The following is a 17291-nucleotide window of genomic DNA, read 5'->3' as shown; positions in this document are numbered from 1 at the left end:
GGCGAGGGTGGATACCCTGGTCGGCATGAGCTTCGAGCCCGCCGCCCTTCTCGCCTCCCCGCTGGACCAGTGGCCGCCGCGCTGGGCCCCCAGCGCCGTGATCTTCGACTGCGATGGACTGCTGGTGGACACCGAGGGCCAGTGGGTCGCCCTGCAGGACTCCTACCTCTCCCAGCACGGGGCGACCCTGGACCCGGCGACCCGTCGGGCGATCACCGGCCGCTCCGTCGAGGTGGTCGTGACCACGATCGCCGGCGCCGTGGGCAAGGACCCTCACCGGGTGGGGGAGGAGCTGGTGGCCGCGCACCGCGAGCACATCGGCGAGAAGCTCTCGCCGCTGCCCGGCGCGCTCGAGGCGCTGCGCGCGATGGCCGCGGTGCGGCCCGTCGCCGTCGCCTCCAACTCCCCGCGCGAGATGCTCGACCTCAAGCTCACCGAGCTCGGGATCGCCGGCGTGATCGATGCATCCGTCGCCATCGAGGACGTCGCCGAGCCCAAGCCGGCGCCCGACATGTACCTCGCGGCGGCCCGCGCCCTGGGCGCCGACCCCGCGGACTGCCTCGGCTTCGAGGACTCCGAGACCGGGGCCGAGGCCGCGCTCGCGGCCGGCCTGCAGCTGATCGCCGTCCCGTCCATCCCCGGCCAGGAGCCGCGCGCGCCGCGCCGCCTGACCTCGATGGCCGATCCGGTGCTCACCGGGTGGATCGCACAGTGGGAGGCGCGCCGATGACCGCGAGCACGATCCCCGCCCGCTTCGCCGAGGCCTTCGGCGACTGGACCCCGCGCGCCATCGTCTTCGACTGCGACGGGCTGCTGCTGGACACCGAATCCGTCTGGCAGCGCACCGAGGACCGGGTGGTCGCCGATCACGGCGCCCAGCTGCGCGAGGGCGATGCCGACGTGCTGCACGGCGCGACCATCGAGGTCGCGGCGGAGCTGATCGCACGCCGCAGCGGCCACTGCGAGCAGGAGATCCTCGACGACCTCCACCACGTGTTCGCCGACGAGCTCGGCACGGGCATGCGCACCATGCCCGGCGTCCCCGAGGTCCTTGCGCTCGCGGGGGAGCGGGTGCCGCTGGGCTGCGCCTCGAACTCCTGGCTCGCCTCGCTCGAGGACAAGCTGGTGCGCGGCGGTCTGCGCGAGCACTTCACCGTGCTCGAGGCCTCGGACACCGTGGCCCGGCCCAAGCCCGCACCGGACATGTACGCCGCGGCGGCCCGTGCGCTCGGCGCCGAGCCGTCCGAGGTGCTCGCCTTCGAGGACTCCGGCACCGGCGCGCAGTCCGCTCGGGACGCGGGCCTGCGGCTGATCGCCGTGCCGACCCCCGGATTCTCCGCCCCGCCGGCCGATCTGACGCTGTCCTCCCTCACCGATCCCGAGCTCGCGCAGTGGATCCGCACCTGGTGATCCGCCGCCGAGGATGTCCACGCATGTCACTCGAGTTGGCCCCCCGGCGCCGATCCGGTGTTCACTGGACCCCATGAGCACATCGTCCGATCCTTCCGCACCCCTGACCGCCCGTGCCCATGGCTCGGCCCTGCGCGGCCGCGGCTGGCTGAACACGGGAGGCGTGGACCTCGATCTCGAGGCGCTGCGCGGGAAGATCGTCCTGCTGGACTTCTGGACCTTCTGCTGCGTCAACTGCCTCCACGTCCTCGACGAGCTGCGCCCGCTCGAGGAGAAGTGGGAGAACGAGCTGGTGGTCGTCGGCGTCCACTCGCCGAAGTTCGAGTTCGAGAAGGATCCCGAGGCGCTCGCGGCGAACATCGAGCGCTACGAGGTCAGCCACCCGGTGATCGACGATCCGGAGCTCGAGACCTGGACCGAGTACGGCGCGCGCGCCTGGCCCACCCTGATGGTGCTGGACACCCACGGGCGCATCGCCGGCAACCTCTCGGGCGAGGGCCATGCCGCGAACCTCGACCGGCTCATCGAGCAGCTCGTCGCCGAGGGCGAGGCCGACGGCTCGCTGCGCCGCCGCCCCGCGCCCACGGTGCTCAGCGAGCGCACCCCGCAGACCCTCCGTTTCCCCTCCAAGCTCACCGTCCTGCCGGACGGCCGCCTGGTGGTCTCCGATGCCGGCCAGCACCGCCTGGTGGTCTTCCAGAACGACGGCGCGACGGTCGATGCGACGATCGGCACCGGCACGCGCGGCCACGCCGACGGCGACGAGGAGACCGCCCAGTTCGCCGAGCCCAACGGCGTGCTCGCCCTGCCCGAGCAGGTCGCGGCCGAGGTGGGCTACGACCTGCTGGTCGCCGACACCACCAACCATCGCCTGCGCGGGGTGAAGGTGGGCCAGGACCGCCTGCTGCGCTCGCGCACCGCGACCGAGGTGGTGACCGTCGCCGGCACCGGCGCCCAGTGGATGCAGGGCGAGCCGCTGCCCCGCGGCGAGGGCGATGCCCGCAGCTTCGCGCTGTCCACCCCGTGGGACCTGACCTGGTCGCATGTGCTGGGCCGCGCGGTGATCGCGATGGCGGGCGTCCACCAGCTGTGGACCTTCGACCCCGTCACCGGGGCGCTGATGGTGCTCGCCGGCACCACCCAGGAGGGCCTGGTCGACGGCCCCGCCGTCACCTCCTGGTGGGCGCAGCCCTCCGGCCTGGACGAGCTGCCCGACGGCCGCATCGTCATCGCCGACTCCGAGACTTCCGCGATCCGTGTCCTGGATCCGCAGACGATGCAGGTCAGCACCCTCGTGGGCGAGGGCCTGTTCGACTTCGGGCACGTGGACGGCCCGGCGAGCACGGCGCGCCTGCAGCACCCCCTGGGCGTGACCGCCCTGCCCGACGGCCGCATCGCCGTCTCCGACACGTACAACGGCGCGATCCGCATCGTCGAGGAGCCCGCGGCCGACGGCGGCACCGCCACCGGCGGCATCACCGCGCTCAGCGGCGTGATCGGGCTGCCCGATCAGCCCGGCGCCGCGGGCTCCGAGCAGCCCGCACCCGCACAGGCGCACGTGGTCACCGTCGCGACCGATCTCAAGGAGCCCTCCGACGCGATCGTCGGCCCGCCCATCGACGGGATCGGCCAGCTGATCGTCGTCGAGTCCGGCACCCACCGCATCACCTGGGTGCCGGTGGCCAAGGCCGCCGAGCGGATGATCGACCGCGGAGCCCAGCGCTCCGAGCGCCCGGTCACCGAGGTGGGCCCCGGCCCGCTGACGGTGCGGGTGCTGTTCACCCCGCCGCCCGGGCACAAGCTCGACGACTCGCTGGGCCCCTCCACCCAGGTGACCATCTCGACCACCCCCAGCGCGATGCTGACCTCCGGCGGCGGCGTGGACACCGCCCTGGAGCGCACGCTCGAGCTCGATCCGGCCTACACCGAGGGCGTCCTGCACGTCAGCGCCCGCGCCGCCTCGTGCGATGCGGACCCGGCGATCGAGTTCCCCGCCTGCCACATGCATCAGCAGGACTGGGGCGTGCCGATCACGGTCGTCGAGGGCGGCCCGGATCATCTCGATCTGTCGCTGCTGGCCTGAGCCCGTGCCGGACGCGGCACCCGCTCTCCGCTATCCTCGGCCGCCGGAGCCCTGCTCCGGTGCGTCCCCCTGCTCGGACCTCCGAGCCCCGTCGTCGGAAGCTCTTTCGTGGATCTGATCACGCAATTCCCCCTGGGCGACGATCTCGCCGTGACCCTGCTGGTGATCGGCGCGCTCGCGATCGCGGCGCTCGTCGTCGGGGCCGTCGTCCCCAGCCGTCTGCAGCGCGATGAGGACAGCGAGGAGGTCGACGACGGCCTCGGGCGCCGTCTGGGCGCGCAGCTGCTCTCCTCCGGCTCGCTCATGCTGTGGGTGGGCCTGCCCGCCGCGGTGCTGCTCTATCTCGCGCCCGGCACCACCGATGACAGGATCCTGCGCTCGGCGCTGCTGCTGGCGGGTCTCGGCCTCGGTCCGCTCGCGGCCTGGCGCGGCATCGCCGTGCAGCTGGCCGCGCTCGGCCTGGACGCCGAGCGGCGCGTGCGGCTGATCCCGCGACTGGGTGCCCTCGCCGTCACCGGCTCCCTCGCGGTCGCGCTGCTGCCGATCGTGATCATCGTGTGGTTCCTGGAGGCCTCCGCCGGTCCGGCGCTGATCGCCCTGGCCGCCGGTGCCGCGATCTCCGCGCTCGCGATCCGGATCTCCGCGGCGCCGTTCGAGGCCTCCGCCTCCGCCTCGGCGCTGCTGGTGGGCACCGACGAGCACGAGCTCGAGGCCGCCGACCCCGCGAACCCGGGCCGCCCCCACCTGCGCAGCGCCCGCATGTTCCGTCGCGGCGGCGCGCTCAGCGCGGACCTGGTGGCCCTGACCACCGCAGCCGCCGGCGTGGGCGTGCTGCTGGGCGTGCCCGTGCTCGCCGCCGAGGGCCTGATCGTGGTGCTGTTGGCGCTGGGCACGGCGATGCTGGCCGCCGCGGTGGTGGCGATCCTCCCGCACCACGGCAGCGCCGGCCATGAGCGCGGTGCGCTGCGGCTGGGCGGGCTGATCCCCGCGGTGCTGGGCGGTGCGGGCGCGGTCGCCGCCTCCGCCCTGTGGATCCCCTCGCTCTACAAGGACCTGCGCTTCGAGGACGTGGGCCTGGAGAACTTCACCGACGACGCGATCACCGGCGGCACCCCCACCCCGCGCGAGGCTCTCGAGCCGCAGATCGAGCAGGCGCTGAGCGACATGGGCCAGTGGGTCACCCAGACCGACGAGTCCCAGTACGCCAGCACCTTCCTGGACACGCTGACCCTCTACTCGATCACCCCCAATGTCGTCGTCGCGCTCGCGCTCGGCCTCGGCGTGCTCAGCGCGCTCGGCGCGGTGGTGCTGCAGGGCGGCGTCGGCCACCGCTTCGGCGGCACGGTGCTGCGTGCGGCGCGCACCAGCCGCACCGGCGGGGCGCTCGGGATCACCGCGGGCCTGGGCTCGACCGCCCTGACCGCGGCGGGCGCGCTCGCCCTGCTGGTACTCATCGGTGCGGTGATCTCCGTGCTCTCCGCGGGTGTGCCCTCCCTCGCGCTGGCGCTGCTGGTCCATGCCGGTCTCGGCGCCCTGATCGTGGTGGCCGCGCACGCGGGCTCCCTGATGGCCGCGTCCCTCGCCGAGGGCCCGGAGACCGAGGCCGGGATGCGCAGCGCCGCGGCCGGGGCCTCGGACGGCCCCCGCGCCGCCCTGCTGCTCTCCGGCGGCCTGATCGCGCTCGGCACCCTCGGCCCGCTGCTCAGCGCCCTCCAGCTCGCCCCCCGCGCGGCGACGGTCTGGGAGGACCGCGCCCTGCACGCGGCCACCCCCGCCTCCCTCACCCTGCTGGGCGGGCTCGGACTGGGCGTGATCACCGTGCTGCTGGTGACCTCCTCCCTGCTCGACGGCGCCCGCCGCCTGGGCGCGAGCGCCGTGGTCGAGACCCGTGCAGGACTGCTCGAGAAGCGCGCGCGCATCGATCTGCCGGAGCTGCCCGAGGCGGTGCGTCGCGCCTCCGCGCCCGCTCTGGTGCTCGCGGTGCTGATGCCGCTGATCGCCGGGTTCGGGCTCGGCCCGGCGGCGCTGCCCGGCCTGGTCGCCGGCGTGGTGCTCACCGCGGCGGGCCTGGGGACGTGGATGCTCGGTGCCGCCTCCACCCTCGAGAACGCCGCCGAGGTGATCGGCGGGGGTCGCTACGGCGGCAGCGGCTCCTGGGGGCATTCCGGCGCCCTGGGCGGGGCGGTGCTCACCGCGATCCTCCGCTCCGCGATCGGTGCCGTGGCTCTGCCGTTGCTGCTCACCAGCGCGCTGCTGAGCACCCTCGCGATCAGCGCCGTGGTGGGCATGAGCACCGACGGCACCAGCCCCTACCTGCGCGCGGGCATCGCGGTGCTCGCGCTGATCATCGCCCTCACCTGCTGGGTGGTCGCCGCGACCGCCCCCGAGGTGGATCTCGAGGACGACGAGGGCGAGATCGCCCGCCCCCTGTTCGCCCGCACCGAGGACACCGCCGACGAGGGCCTGGACGCGATGGACTGGGAGGACGGCGACGTCGACGAGGTCCCCGTGCCCGTGAGACCCTCCCGCAGCAGCCGCCGCAAGCGGTCGAAGAAGGGCGAGGACAAGCCTGAGGACGAGGGCTAGGAAGTGGGCTCTGGCTGGGGCTCGGGCTCGGGCAGGGGCGTGCAGGGGTCCTGACCCCTGCGGTCTCGCCCTCGGTCCGTCCCGTCAGCGCTGGGCGCCGAGGCCGCGCAGCACGAAGGCCTCGAGCGCCGTGCGGGAGTAGCGCTTGGCCGAGGATCCCACCAGCAGACCGTTGATGATGCGCACTGTCGCGCCCACGTCGATGTCCTCGGCGAAGTCGCCGCTGGCCACCCCGTCGGCCACGATCGTGCGCAGCACGTCCTCGATCATCACCACGTGGTCCCGCATCCGGGCGGCCGTCGCCGGGGAGAGCGTCGCTCCGCCGGAGGTCTGCGGCACGTGGAAGGACACGTTGAGATCCAGCTGGGTGTGGATGTAGGCGATCACCGCGTCACGGGGCGTGGCGGAGTCGCTGACCCCGGCGCGCAGCTGCGCGATGTAGTCCGTCGTCTCGTAGATCGCGTACTCGACCAGCAGGGTCTCGCGGTCCGGGAAGTGGTTGTACATCGCGGTGCGACCCACCTCGGCCGCCGCTGCGATCTTCGAGAAGGTGACCGACTCGAACGACTGGGTCTCGAGCAGCTCGGCGAGGGCGGCGAAGATCTTCTCGCGAGTGCGCTCGCGATGCTCCTCGAGGGACCCTCCGATGATCTTGGGCATGCCGCATTCTTACACTCACGCGCGAACCGACATAATCCCGGTACCGGCGGCGCTGACGTGCACGTCCGTGCGGTCCGCCCGGGAAGCGCTCTCGAGGCCATCCTGGCAGGGAGGGGCGCGGAGACGAAGAACGCCGACCCCCTCAGGGATCGGCGTTCGAGAGAGCGGGTGACGGGAATCGAACCCGCGCTGTCAGCTTGGGAAGCTGAAGTTCTACCATTGAACTACACCCGCGTGCCAGTGCCCGGGACGGAGCACGATCCGGGGGATCGTGCCGCTCGGGCGAACGCGGATCAGCATACCCCCTCGTGGCGGTGCTCCGCGAACCGGGCGCCGGCGGCCGGTTCGCGCGGCGCCGCGGGTCGGCGGTGCCCGAGCGATCCTGGGACCGGGCTGTCGAGGAGCAGGTGGGGAGGCTAGTGTTGTCGCCGTGCTGCTGAGCGATCGTGACATCCGGGCCGAGATCGAGGCCGGGCGGGTGCGTCTGGACCCCTTCGCGGAGGAGATGATCCAGCCCGCCTCCGTCGACGTGCGCATCGACAGGTTCTTCCGCCTGTTCGACAACCACAAGCACGCGATGATCGACCCCTCTCGCGAGCAGGCCGATCTCACGCGCGAGGTCGCGGTGGATCCCGACGAGGCGTACATGCTGCATCCGGGGGAGTTCGTGCTCGCCTCGACCTACGAGCGGATCACCCTGCCCGAGGACATCGCCGCCCGCCTCGAGGGCAAGAGCTCCCTGGGACGCCTGGGCCTGCTCACGCACTCGACCGCCGGATTCATCGACCCCGGCTTCGAAGGGCACATCACCCTCGAGCTGTCCAACATGGCCACCCTGCCGGTGGCGCTGTGGCCGGGCATGAAGATCGGCCAGCTGTGCTTCTTCCGCCTCTCGAGCGCCGCGGAGAACCCCTACGGCAGCGCCGGCAACCTCAACCGCTACCTGGGACAGCGCGGCCCCACACCCTCGCGCTCCGCCCAGAACTTCCACCGCACCCGCATCCCCGTCGAGGAGGAGCAGTGACCGCCTCGGTCCCGCCGACGCCCGTCGAAGAGTCCCGCGCCCGTCACCGGCTGCAGCTGCCGCGCGACACCGCCCCGCGCGACGTGCTCGCGATGGTGCGCAATGTGCGGCCCGGCGCGACCGAGCGCGAGGACGGCACGATCGAGCTGGGCGATGACATGCTGCTGGAGCCCGATCGTTCCCCGCGCGGCGCGGGCCGCTGGACCGTGGAGGCCCCGCGCGAGCGCGAGCTGCCGCTGCCCGAGGGCATGACCGACTCGCACGGCTACGGCCGCGCCTTCCCCGAGGGGATGCCCTTCGGGCTCGAGCGGGAGGCGCTCGACCTCGCCTGGTCTCTGGGCCGGAGGCTCTACGGCGCGGTGGTCACCGACTCGGGGGTGCGGCTCGAGCCCCACCCCTTCCAGGTGCGGGACCTGACCGTGGTGAGCCCGCACGCCCTGGCCCCGGAGTCCCTCGCGCAGCTGATCGCTCCGGTCGAGGCGGACGCCGAGCTCGACGAGGCACCCGAGGGCGTCGCACGCACCGGATACAGCCTCACCATCCCGCTGCCGGAGGGGGAGGAGATCTCCCTGCGGGTGGGGCTGGGGGCCCGGCCGGAGATCTCCCTGCGGGTGGGGCTGGGGGCCCGGCCCGTGGCGCTGTCCGCCCTGGACTGGGCCGAGGACGCCGCCCATTACGAGCTGGTGCACCTCACCGCCGATCCGGAGGAGGATGCGCTCGAGGTCCCATCGAACGAGGTCGCCGAGCGGTGGCAGCACGCCTACCAGCGGATCGGCCGCCTCGCCGGGCTGCTGCTCGAGAGCGTCGGCGGCTACATCGTGGATCTCGAGGGCTTCCTGGTCGATCCCGCCGACCTCCTCTGAGGGACCGACGACCGGCAGCCGTCGGGCGCTGGCCGTCTGCCGCCAGTCACCAGCCGTCGTCCGCTGCGCGCCGACGACCGGCTCAGGCCTCGCCCGGTGCCCGGCCCGCCGCGCCCAGCCGGATCGGTGTGAAGGCGATCAGCCCCAGCACCATCACCAGCACGATCCCGAGGATCCCGGTGCGGGTATCGCCCGAGATCGCGACCACCACGGCGAAGGCGCCGGTGCCCAGGAAACCGAGCGCACGGCCCGTGGTCGCGTACAGCCCGAAGTTCTCCGTCTCCCGGCCGGGCTGGGAGAGGCGGGTGAGCAGGTTCCGTGAGGCGGACTGCACCGGGCCCACGAACAGGCAGATCGCCAGGCCCGCGACCCAGAACACCAGGCTCGAGCCGAAGAACAGCACCACCAGGCCCAGCACGATCACGCCCAGGCAGCCGACGATGATCACGGGGCGCGGCCCCACCCGGTCATCGACCAGGCCGCCGACGAACACCCCGATCCCGGCCACCAGGTTCGCGGCGATGCCGAAGATGATGATCTCGGTGAAGGAGAAGCCGTACGCGTTCGCGGCCAGCACGCCCGCGATCGAGAACACCGCACCCAGCCCGTCGCGGTAGATGGCCGAGGCCACCAGGTACTGCAGCATCACCGGCTCCTCGCGGAAGGCCCGGATCACGCGGCGCACGATGCGCGCGTAGCCCTGCCAGGGGTTCCACCGCTCGCCCGGCGCGGTCGCAGGATGCTTCGGGACGCGGAGCATCAGCGGCAGCGTGCCCACCAGGATCCACAGCGCAACGAACAGGGGGATCGCCCGGTAGTTCCAGCCGTCTTCCCCGGTGATGCCGAGCAGGCCCGTTCCCGGCATCACGAACAGCACCAGCACCAGGCCCAGGCACACGATCGAGCCCCAGTAGCCCACCGCCCAGGCGGTGCCCGAGACGCGGCCCCGGTTGGCGGGGGTGGAGATCTCCGGCAGCACCGAGTTCACGAACACGCCCGCGAGCTCGCTGAACACCACGGCCAGCGCGATCAGCACCGCGCCCAGCACCAGGTAGTCCTGATCGAGCGCCACCAGCGGCATCAGCGCGACCACCACCACGGTCGCGATCGTGGTGATCCGCAGCAGGGCGTTGCGCGCCCCGCCGCGGTCGGCGAGGTTGCCCAGCAGCGGCGCCAGCAGCGCCACGGCGACCGCACCGATCGACTGCCAGGTGGTCAGCACCTGCGAGCCGTGCGCCTGCGCGGCCTGGACGGCCTCGTCGCCGACGACGCCCTCGGAGGCGACCGCGCTCGCCACGTAGGTCGCGAACACGAAGGTGAGGATCACCGAGCTGAAGGCGGACATCCCTCCGTCCCACAGGGCGAAGGAGAGCACGGGCGGGCGCGCGGGGCGGCGGGAGGACACGCTCGCCCCCGGGTCCGAGATGGTGGCCATGACGACACTCTACGGACCGCCACGGCCCCGAGTGCACCAGTCCGAGAACGCACGGATCGTGAGAAGGGTTTCAGGGAACGGTGAGGCCCTCTCCCGTAAGATGGCCGAGGCCCTTCCCTCATCCCCGGACGGAGATGCGCGTGTTCACGATGCTGCTCGCCCACCTCGTGGCGGCGCTCGTGGGACCCCTCCTGGTGCGGTGGATCGGCCGCAACGCCTTCTACCCCCTCGCCGTGGTGCCGGCGGCGTCGGCGATCTGGCTGGCGACGCTGGATCCGCACCAGCTCGCCGAGACGCCCCGGGTGGAGTCCGTGCCCTGGATCCCCGCCTTCGGGATCGACATCGCCTTCCGGCTCGACGTCCTGAGCTGGGTGCTCGCCCTGATCGCCACCGGCATCGGCGCGATCGTGCTGCTCTACTGCGCGCGCTACTTCAAGGACACGGAGCCCGGGCTCGGGCGCTTCGCCGGGGTGCTGACCGCCTTCGCGGGCGCGATGGTGGGCCTGGTGCTGGCCGACGACGTCATGGTGATCTACACCTTCTGGGAGCTCACCACCGTCTTCTCCTACCTGCTGATCGGCCACTACCAGGACAAGCAGGCCTCCCGCCGTGCGGCGCTGAACGCGCTGATCTCGACCACCGCCGGTGGCCTGGCGATGCTGGTGGGCCTGCTGATGGTGGCCGCCCAGGCAGGCACGATGCGGCTCTCGGCGATCGTCGCCGCGCCGATGTGGGAGCAGGCCGGTCCGTTCCTGATCACCGCGATGGTGCTGATCCTCGCCGGGGCCACGAGCAAGTCCGCCCTGGTGCCCACGCACTTCTGGCTCCCGGGCGCGATGGCCGCACCCACCCCGGTCTCCGCCTACCTGCACGCCGCGGCGATGGTGAAGGCCGGCATCTACCTGATCCTCCGCGTCGCGCCCGCGCTCACTCACCTCGAGGTGGTCACCATGGTGCTCGCGGCCTTCGGCGCCGCGACCATGCTGGTGGGAGGCTGGCGCGCCCTGCGGCAGACGGACATCAAGCTGCTGCTCGCCTATGGCACCGTCTCCCAGCTGGGCTTCCTCGCCGCAATCGCGGGACTGGCCACGCATGACGCCGTCCTCGCGGGCCTGGCGATGCTCATCGCGCACGCCGTGTTCAAGGCGCCGCTGTTCATGGTCGTGGGCATCATCGACAAGAAGTTCGGCACCCGCGACCTGCGCGTGCTCTCCGGGGTGGGCAGGGTGGCGCCCGTGACCGCGGTGATCGGCACCGTCTCGGCCGCGTCGATGGCGGCGGTGCCGCCGCTGTACGGCTTCGTGGCCAAGGAGTCGATCTACTCCGCCCTCTGGTACGCGGGCGGATGGCAGCGCCTGCTGCTGCTCGCGCTGATCGCGGGCTCCATCCTCACCGTCGCCTACTCCTGGCGCTTCGTGGTGGGCGCCTTCGGTCCCGCCCCCGGTGCCCCGCCGGTCGAGAAGCCGCACATCCCCGTGCTGTACTGGCTGCCGCCGGCCCTGGTGACTGTGCTGTCGGTCGCGCTCGCCGCCTTCGCCGGACCGCTCGAGGAGGTGCTGCGCAGCTACTCCTCGATCCTGCCCGAGACCAGCGAGGGCATCCACCTGGTGGTGATCCCCCACCTGGGAGTGCCGCTGCTGGCCTCCGTGCTCACCCTGGGCCTGGGCATCGGGCTGTCCCTGCTCGCCCGTCCCTTCGCGATGCTGCAGAAGCGCTTGTCGCCGCAGCGCTGGGCCGACGGCGGCGTCCTCGACGCCTTCGACGCCGAGCGCGGCTTCCGTCGTCTCCTGCGCGGCACCGACGCCGTCTCGATCGCCGCGACCGCCCTGTTCCAGCGGGGCTCCCTGCCCTACACGCTGGGCACGATGCTGGTGGTGCTGGTCGCGCTGGTCGCGCCGGTCGCCCTCACCCAGGTGGGGATGCCGGACAACCTCGTGCTCTTCCAGCACCCGGTCGAGCTGATCCTGCTGCCGGTCGCGGCGCTGGCCGCCCTCGGCGCCGCCCGCTCCCGTCGGCGCCTGCGCGCCGTCTTCCTGATCACCGTCACCGGCTACTGCGTGGCGATCCTGTTCCTGGTCGCCGGCGCGCCCGACGTCGCCACCACCCAGGTGCTGGTCGAGACCGCGATGACCGTGGTGCTGGTGCTGGTGCTGCGCCGCCTGCCGCTCCACTTCTCGCGCCGGCCCCTGCGGATCGGTGCCTGGGGCCGCTGGGGGATCGCCATCTCGACCGCGATCGTGCTGTGCGGCGGCGCGCTCTATGCGGCCGACGCCCGCTACCAGGCGCCGCTGGGCATCGGCCTGATCGAGCCCGCCTACACCGTCGGCGGCGGCCACAATGTGGTCAACGTGACCCTGGTCGATGCGCGTGTGTGGGACACGATGGGCGAGATCTCGGTGCTGCTGGTGGTCGCCACGGGCGTGGCCTCGCTGATCTTCGTCACCCGCCGCGAGCGCCCGATCTCCCGGGTGCGCGACCTCGACTCCCAGGCGTCCATCTGGCGTCGTCGGGTGGACTCCGAACTGCCGCAGAACGCGCTGGACTTCGATGCCCGTCCCGACGAGGTCGCCGGCGGCAACCGCTGGCGCACCTGGCTCTCGGCCGGCCTGACCCTCGCGCCCGAGCGGCGCATGGTGATGCTCGAGGTGATCACCCGCATCGCCTTCCCGATGATGATGATGTTCTCGGTGTACCTGCTGATGGCCGGGCACAACCTTCCCGGCGGCGGCTTCGCCGGCGGACTGGTCGCCGGGCTCGCCCTCGCGCTGCGCTATCTCGCCGGAGGACGCTACGAGCTGAGCGAGGCCATGCCCGTCCAGGCGGGCCTCGTGCTCGGCGCCGGGATGGCGATCGCCGTGCTCGCCGGGGTGCTCCCGCTGCTGTTCGGCGGGACCGTCTTCGCCAGCGCCACCCCGGTGGTCCACGTGCCGCTGCTGGGCGAGCTGCACTTCCCCAGCGCCCTCATCTTCGACATCGGCGTCTACCTCGTGGTGGTCGGCGTGATGCTCGACTTCCTGCGCTCGCTCGGCGCGCAGATCGACCAGCAGCAGGAGGCGGAGATCGATGCCAGTTAGCCTCTCCCTGCTGCTGATCGCCGGCGTGCTCATCGCGTGCGGCGTCTACCTCATGCTCGAGCGCACGCTGTCCCGGATCATCCTGGGCTTCGTGCTGCTCGGCAACGGCGTGAACCTGTTGTTCATCATCGCGGCCGGACCTCCGGGGCTGCCGCCCTTCGAGGGCAGCGCGAACGCCGAAGAGATGACCGACCCGCTGCCCTTCGCGATGGTGCTCACCGCGATCGTGATCTCTCTGGGCATCACCGCTTTCGGCGTCGCGCTCGCCTACCGGGCCTGGCAGCTGTTCGGCCACGACGAGGTCCCCGACGACGTCGAGGACCGGCGCGTGCTGCGCCGCCGGCGCCGTCGCACCGAGGGGGAGACCGAGCACCTGCCCTGGTCCCAGGCCCTCACCGAGGAGTCACGGCGCGGTGCGCTCGCCCAGTCGCAGGGGCTCTACCTGCCCGAGGACGACGATCCGCTGGGCTCGGACCTCACCAGCGCGGAGGACGTCCCGCAGGACGCCACCGAGGCTGACGAGGGCGAGGGGCCACCGCCTCCGCGGCCTCGTCGGCGCGCGGAGCAGGAAGGTGCGCCCTCGGCGCGCCGCGGACGGGCGGAGCAGCGCTCCGCGATGGGGGGCGTGCCCGGCGCGGGTCCCGCCACCGAGACCGACCGTGAGCACACCGATGGACGGGGGGAGCGATGAGCATCGAGCTGCTCCTGGCGCTGCCGGTGATGCTGCCTCTGGCCGGCGCCGCGTTCACGCTGCTGCTGCGCCACTACACCAAGCTCCAGCTCTGGGTCGCGATCCTCACCCTCGCCTCGATCTTCGTGGTCGCGATGGTGCTGGGCTACTACGTCACGCTCGAGGGCGTGATGGTGCTCCAGATCGGCAACTGGACACCGCAGCTGGGCATCGTGCTGGTCGCGGACCGGCTGACCGCGTTGATGCTGCTGGTCTCGAGCTTCGTCACGCTCGCGGTGCTGATCTACTCGAGCGCCCAGACGGTCAGCGAGAACATCGAACGCACACCGGTGGCGATCTACCACCCCACCTACCTCGCCCTCACCGCCGGCGTGTCCATGGCGTTCCTGGCCGGCGACCTGTTCAACCTCTACGTCGGCTTCGAGGTGCTGCTGGCGGCGAGCTACGTGCTGCTGACCCTCGGCGGCTCCGCGAGCCGCGTCCGCGCCGCGACCACCTACGTCATCGTCTCCCTGCTCAGCTCGATCATCTTCCTGGCCGCCGTCGCCTGCGTGTACGCCGCGGTAGGCACCGTCAACCTCGCCGAGATGGCGGTGCGGCTGGACGGCCTCGAGCCCGGCATCCGCATGGTGCTCGAGCTGATGCTCCTGGTGGCCTTCGGCATCAAGGCCGCGATCTTCCCGCTGAGCGCCTGGCTGCCGGATTCGTACCCCACCGCCCCCGCACCGGTCACCGCCGTGTTCGCGGGCCTGCTGACGAAGGTGGGCATCTACGCGATCCTGCGCCTGGAGACGCTGCTGTTCCCCGCCTCCCAGATCCAGAACCTGCTGCTCGCGGCCGCCGCGCTGAGCCTGCTGATCGGCATCTTCGGCGCCGTCGCGCAGACTGACCTCAAGCGCGTGCTCTCCTTCACGCTCGTCTCCCACATGGGCTACATGCTGTTCGGCATCGGGATGAGCACCCAGCTGGGCATGGGGGCGACCATCTACTACGTCGCCCACCACATCACCGTGCAGTCCACGCTGTTCCTGGCCGCCGGCCTGATCGAGCACCGCGGCGGCACCACCAACCTGATCAAGCTCGGGGGGCTGCAGAAGCTCGCCCCGGTCATCGCGGTGCTGTTCTTCATCCCCGCGATGAACCTCGCCGGCATCCCGCCGTTCTCCGGCTTCATCGGCAAGGTGGGGCTGATCGAGGCCGGCATCCAGTACGACCGCACCTCCGGCTGGATCCTCATCGCCATCAGCGTTCTCACCAGCCTGCTGACCCTGTACGCGATCGCGAAGATCTGGAACCGCGCCTTCTGGCAGGAGCCCAGCGACGAGATCATCGAGCGCGACGTGCCGCTGCCGAACGTGATGGGCGGGGCCACCGCTGCGATGATCGCCTTCTCCCTGGTGCTCACGATCCTGGCCGGCCCGATCATGACCTACGCCGATGAGGCCGCCAGCTCCGTGCTCGAGCGCGTCCCCTACGTCAGCGCGGTGCTCGGCGATGAGGCCGCAGGGCAGCTGGAGTACCGGATCGACGACGCCGGGCACCGCCTGGACGGCAACGGACAGGAGGTCGACGAATGATCCGGCGACGGCTCAGCGATCTGCGGCACTCCTGGGTGTGGGTGCTCACCGCCGTGGTGCTCTGGTGCATGCTGTGGGGCGGCGTGGACCTCAAGAACGTGCTCGGCGGCATCGCGGTCGCCGTGCTGGTGTTCGTGCTCTTCCCGATGCCGCCCACGGGCCACGAGCTGACCCTGCGCCCCGTGCGCTTCACCCTGTTCGTGCTGCGCTTCCTGTTCGACGTGGTGGTCTCCGCGATCCAGGTCGCCTACTACGCGGTCCGTCCCGGGCCCCAGCCGCCCAGCTCCGTGATCGCGGTGCGGATGGCCTCGCGCTCGGACTTCTTCCTCACCTTCACTGGCGTGCTGTGCACCCTGATCCCGGGCTCCGTCGTGGTCGAGGCGCAGCGCGCCACGGGCATGCTGTTCCTGCACACCTTCAACGCCGGCACCGTCGAGGCCGTCGAGAAGGCGCGCGCGAGCGTGCTCGCCCAGGAGGAGCGGCTGCTGTGGGCGGTCGGGCGGCGTGAGGTGCTCGAGGAGGCGGGGCTGCGATGAGCGGATTCGACCTGCTGCTGGTCATCTACGGCGCCCTGCTGGCCCTCGCCGCGCTGGGCGTGGTGTACCGGATGGTCGTGGGCCCCACGATCCTGGACCGCGCGATCTCGAGTGACTCCCTGGTGACCCTGGTGCTGATGGGGATGGCGCTGTACGTCGCCGGCTCCCGGGCCGCCTGGGCGGGGCCGGCGATGCTGAGCCTGACCGGTATGGCCTTCATCGGCACCGTCACCTTCGCCCGCTTCGTGGCCCGTGAGGAATCGTTGCAGACCCGTCTGACCCCGCACCCCTCCGAGCCCGGCACCGGCACCGGCCCGCACGAGGCGATCCACCTCGACCCGATCGAGGGGGACAGCTGGGAGGAGGAGCCGCATCATGGCTCCGTCGCCGCGGAGGACGACGACCTCTACGCCGACCCGGATCCCGTCTCGGATCCGGACCGACCCGGCGAGCCGCTCGAGGACTGGGACGAGGAGGGCTTCGGAGCCCAGCCTGGCGGGCGCGGCTTCGACGACGAGTTCGAACGCTCGCAGGAGGATCGGCGCACGGAGGGGGAGCGATGACCGTCATCGAGATCATCGCGGGCGTGCTGATCGGAGGTGGCCTGCTGCTGGGCCTGGTCTCCGCGATCGGCCTGAACCGCTTCGACGGCGTGCTGATGCGCACCCACGCCGCCTCCAAGCCCCAGGTGCTCGGACTGATGTTGGTCTTCTCGGGGGCGGCGCTGGTCTCGCGCTCCTGGTCGCTCGCGGCGTTCCTCCTGGTGGTGCTGCTCGCGCAGATGCTCACCGTGCCGGTCGCGAGCGTGATGGTGGGCCGTGCCGCCTTCCGGCGCGGCTTCGTGCACGGCCGTGACTACGCCTTCGACGAGCTCAGCCCGCGCCTGGCGGACTCCGACGACGAGGACGACGACGAGGACGGCTTCGTCGACGAGGACGGCGACGACCACCGCGGCATGGCCGACGACTCCCAGGACCGCTTCCCCGAGAACGTGGTCATCGAGACGGTCGAGCCGCTCACCGACACCAACTGGGTCGAGCCCGAGGCCCGCGCCCAGGACGTCGAGGACGAGGAGGTCATCGACATCGACCTCGACGACGAGACCGAGCTCGAGGCCGAGGAGGTCGCCGAGCGCGACCCGCGCCAGTGAGCCGCAGCGCCGCGCCTGCCCCGCCGCCACCCTCGGCTCCGCCGCCGCCCTCGGCTCCGCCCCGCCGCCCCAACGCCAACAGCCCGCTGGCGAACCACGATCGCGCTGAATCTGGTTCGTCAGCGGGCGGTTGGCCGGGAACGTCAGCAGGCTGGTGGCGGGCAGCGTCAGCGGGCTGCTGACTCACAGCGCCGCCCGCGGC

At 72.1% G+C, this 17291-nt stretch carries 14 protein-coding genes and 1 tRNA gene; 12 read left to right on the top strand and 3 right to left on the bottom strand.

What is annotated here, in order from left to right:
- Positions 1–25 precede the first annotated feature (25 nt).
- The 4 genes from BN4251_RS13585 (at position 26) to BN4251_RS13570 (ending at position 6079) form a co-directional block, all read left to right on the top strand.
- Positions 26–730, top strand: a complete 705-nt coding sequence (locus BN4251_RS13585; RefSeq protein WP_170931968.1) for an HAD family hydrolase — start codon at positions 26–28, stop codon at positions 728–730.
- Complete coding sequence (locus BN4251_RS13580; protein WP_087486384.1) at positions 727–1410, top strand: HAD family hydrolase; 684 nt, start codon at positions 727–729, stop codon at positions 1408–1410. Before BN4251_RS13585 ends, BN4251_RS13580 begins: the two co-directional genes overlap by 4 nt.
- A gap of 73 nt (positions 1411–1483) precedes the next feature.
- Positions 1484–3493, top strand: a complete 2010-nt coding sequence (locus BN4251_RS13575) for a thioredoxin-like domain-containing protein (RefSeq protein ID WP_087485593.1) — start codon at positions 1484–1486, stop codon at positions 3491–3493.
- 108 nt (positions 3494–3601) lie between these two features.
- Positions 3602–6079 (top strand): pyrophosphatase, encoded by a 2478-nt coding sequence (locus BN4251_RS13570; RefSeq protein ID WP_087485592.1) that lies wholly within the window; start codon positions 3602–3604, stop codon positions 6077–6079.
- Between the two features lie 84 nt (positions 6080–6163).
- Here the strand turns inward: BN4251_RS13570 and BN4251_RS13565 are convergent, their stop codons facing one another.
- Positions 6164–6739: a TetR/AcrR family transcriptional regulator gene (locus BN4251_RS13565; protein WP_087485591.1), complete on the bottom strand. Its 576-nt coding sequence runs from the start codon at positions 6737–6739 to the stop codon at positions 6164–6166.
- Positions 6740–6902: 163 nt separating this feature from the next.
- Positions 6903–6973 (bottom strand) — tRNA-Gly (locus BN4251_RS13560).
- Between the two features lie 196 nt (positions 6974–7169).
- On the opposite strand from BN4251_RS13560, the gene dcd reads away from it, so the two are divergent.
- Complete coding sequence (gene dcd, locus BN4251_RS13555) at positions 7170–7763, top strand: dCTP deaminase (RefSeq protein ID WP_087485590.1); 594 nt, start codon at positions 7170–7172, stop codon at positions 7761–7763.
- Positions 7760–8626 carry a hypothetical protein gene (locus BN4251_RS13550; protein WP_087485589.1) on the top strand — a complete coding sequence of 289 codons (867 nt, stop codon included), beginning with the start codon at positions 7760–7762 and terminating at the stop codon, positions 8624–8626. The genes dcd and BN4251_RS13550 overlap by 4 nt, the downstream gene beginning before the upstream one ends.
- Before the next feature lie 82 nt (positions 8627–8708).
- On the opposite strand, the gene BN4251_RS13545 is transcribed toward BN4251_RS13550, so the two are convergent.
- Positions 8709–10061 carry an MFS transporter gene (locus BN4251_RS13545; protein WP_087485588.1) on the bottom strand — a complete coding sequence of 451 codons (1353 nt, stop codon included), beginning with the start codon at positions 10059–10061 and terminating at the stop codon, positions 8709–8711.
- 134 nt (positions 10062–10195) lie between these two features.
- Here BN4251_RS13545 and BN4251_RS13540 point away from each other — a divergent pair, with 134 nt between their 5' ends.
- Genes BN4251_RS13540 through BN4251_RS13515 form a run of 6 tightly spaced genes read left to right on the top strand, consistent with a single transcriptional unit; the run spans position 10196 to position 17089 of the window.
- Positions 10196–13135 carry a Na+/H+ antiporter subunit A gene (locus BN4251_RS13540; protein WP_087485587.1) on the top strand — a complete coding sequence of 980 codons (2940 nt, stop codon included), beginning with the start codon at positions 10196–10198 and terminating at the stop codon, positions 13133–13135.
- The gene (locus BN4251_RS13535) at positions 13125–13826 is read left to right on the top strand and encodes a Na(+)/H(+) antiporter subunit C (RefSeq protein ID WP_087485586.1); all 702 of its coding nucleotides are present in this window, start codon (positions 13125–13127) and stop codon (positions 13824–13826) included. The genes BN4251_RS13540 and BN4251_RS13535 overlap by 11 nt, the downstream gene beginning before the upstream one ends.
- Positions 13823–15403 (top strand): Na+/H+ antiporter subunit D, encoded by a 1581-nt coding sequence (locus BN4251_RS13530; RefSeq protein WP_087485585.1) that lies wholly within the window; start codon positions 13823–13825, stop codon positions 15401–15403. The genes BN4251_RS13535 and BN4251_RS13530 overlap by 4 nt, the downstream gene beginning before the upstream one ends.
- Positions 15400–15939, top strand: coding sequence for a Na+/H+ antiporter subunit E (locus BN4251_RS13525; protein ID WP_087485584.1), 540 nt, complete (start codon positions 15400–15402; stop codon positions 15937–15939). Before BN4251_RS13530 ends, BN4251_RS13525 begins: the two co-directional genes overlap by 4 nt.
- On the top strand, positions 15936–16502 hold the full coding sequence (locus tag BN4251_RS13520) for an MrpF/PhaF family protein (protein WP_087485583.1): 567 nt from the start codon (positions 15936–15938) through the stop codon (positions 16500–16502). The genes BN4251_RS13525 and BN4251_RS13520 overlap by 4 nt, the downstream gene beginning before the upstream one ends.
- Positions 16499–17089 carry a cation:proton antiporter gene (locus BN4251_RS13515; protein ID WP_087485582.1) on the top strand — a complete coding sequence of 197 codons (591 nt, stop codon included), beginning with the start codon at positions 16499–16501 and terminating at the stop codon, positions 17087–17089. The genes BN4251_RS13520 and BN4251_RS13515 overlap by 4 nt, the downstream gene beginning before the upstream one ends.
- Positions 17090–17291 lie beyond the last annotated feature (202 nt).

Origin of the sequence: Brachybacterium massiliense (genome assembly GCF_900184245.1) — a bacterium.
In the GTDB taxonomy this organism is placed as follows: Bacteria; Actinomycetota; Actinomycetes; order Actinomycetales; family Dermabacteraceae; genus Brachybacterium; species Brachybacterium massiliense.
The sequence above is the reverse complement of the archived record's forward strand: the minus strand, read 5'-3'. Positions and strand labels throughout refer to the sequence as shown.

What these genes read in the sequence shown, in the direction of transcription:
- BN4251_RS13520 (WP_087485583.1), top strand. Translation starts at nt 15,936, where the DNA reads ATGAGCGGATTCGACCTGCTGCTGGTCATCTACGGCGCCCTGCTGGCC.
- BN4251_RS13565 (WP_087485591.1), bottom strand. Translation starts at nt 6,739, where the DNA reads ATGCCCAAGATCATCGGAGGGTCCCTCGAGGAGCATCGCGAGCGCACT.
- BN4251_RS13525 (WP_087485584.1), top strand. Translation starts at nt 15,400, where the DNA reads ATGATCCGGCGACGGCTCAGCGATCTGCGGCACTCCTGGGTGTGGGTG.
- BN4251_RS13575 (WP_087485593.1), top strand. Translation starts at nt 1,484, where the DNA reads ATGAGCACATCGTCCGATCCTTCCGCACCCCTGACCGCCCGTGCCCAT.
- BN4251_RS13540 (WP_087485587.1), top strand. Translation starts at nt 10,196, where the DNA reads ATGCGCGTGTTCACGATGCTGCTCGCCCACCTCGTGGCGGCGCTCGTG.
- BN4251_RS13535 (WP_087485586.1), top strand. Translation starts at nt 13,125, where the DNA reads ATGCCAGTTAGCCTCTCCCTGCTGCTGATCGCCGGCGTGCTCATCGCG.
- BN4251_RS13515 (WP_087485582.1), top strand. Translation starts at nt 16,499, where the DNA reads ATGACCGTCATCGAGATCATCGCGGGCGTGCTGATCGGAGGTGGCCTG.
- BN4251_RS13585 (WP_170931968.1), top strand. Translation starts at nt 26, where the DNA reads ATGAGCTTCGAGCCCGCCGCCCTTCTCGCCTCCCCGCTGGACCAGTGG.
- BN4251_RS13530 (WP_087485585.1), top strand. Translation starts at nt 13,823, where the DNA reads ATGAGCATCGAGCTGCTCCTGGCGCTGCCGGTGATGCTGCCTCTGGCC.
- BN4251_RS13545 (WP_087485588.1), bottom strand. Translation starts at nt 10,061, where the DNA reads ATGGCCACCATCTCGGACCCGGGGGCGAGCGTGTCCTCCCGCCGCCCC.
- BN4251_RS13580 (WP_087486384.1), top strand. Translation starts at nt 727, where the DNA reads ATGACCGCGAGCACGATCCCCGCCCGCTTCGCCGAGGCCTTCGGCGAC.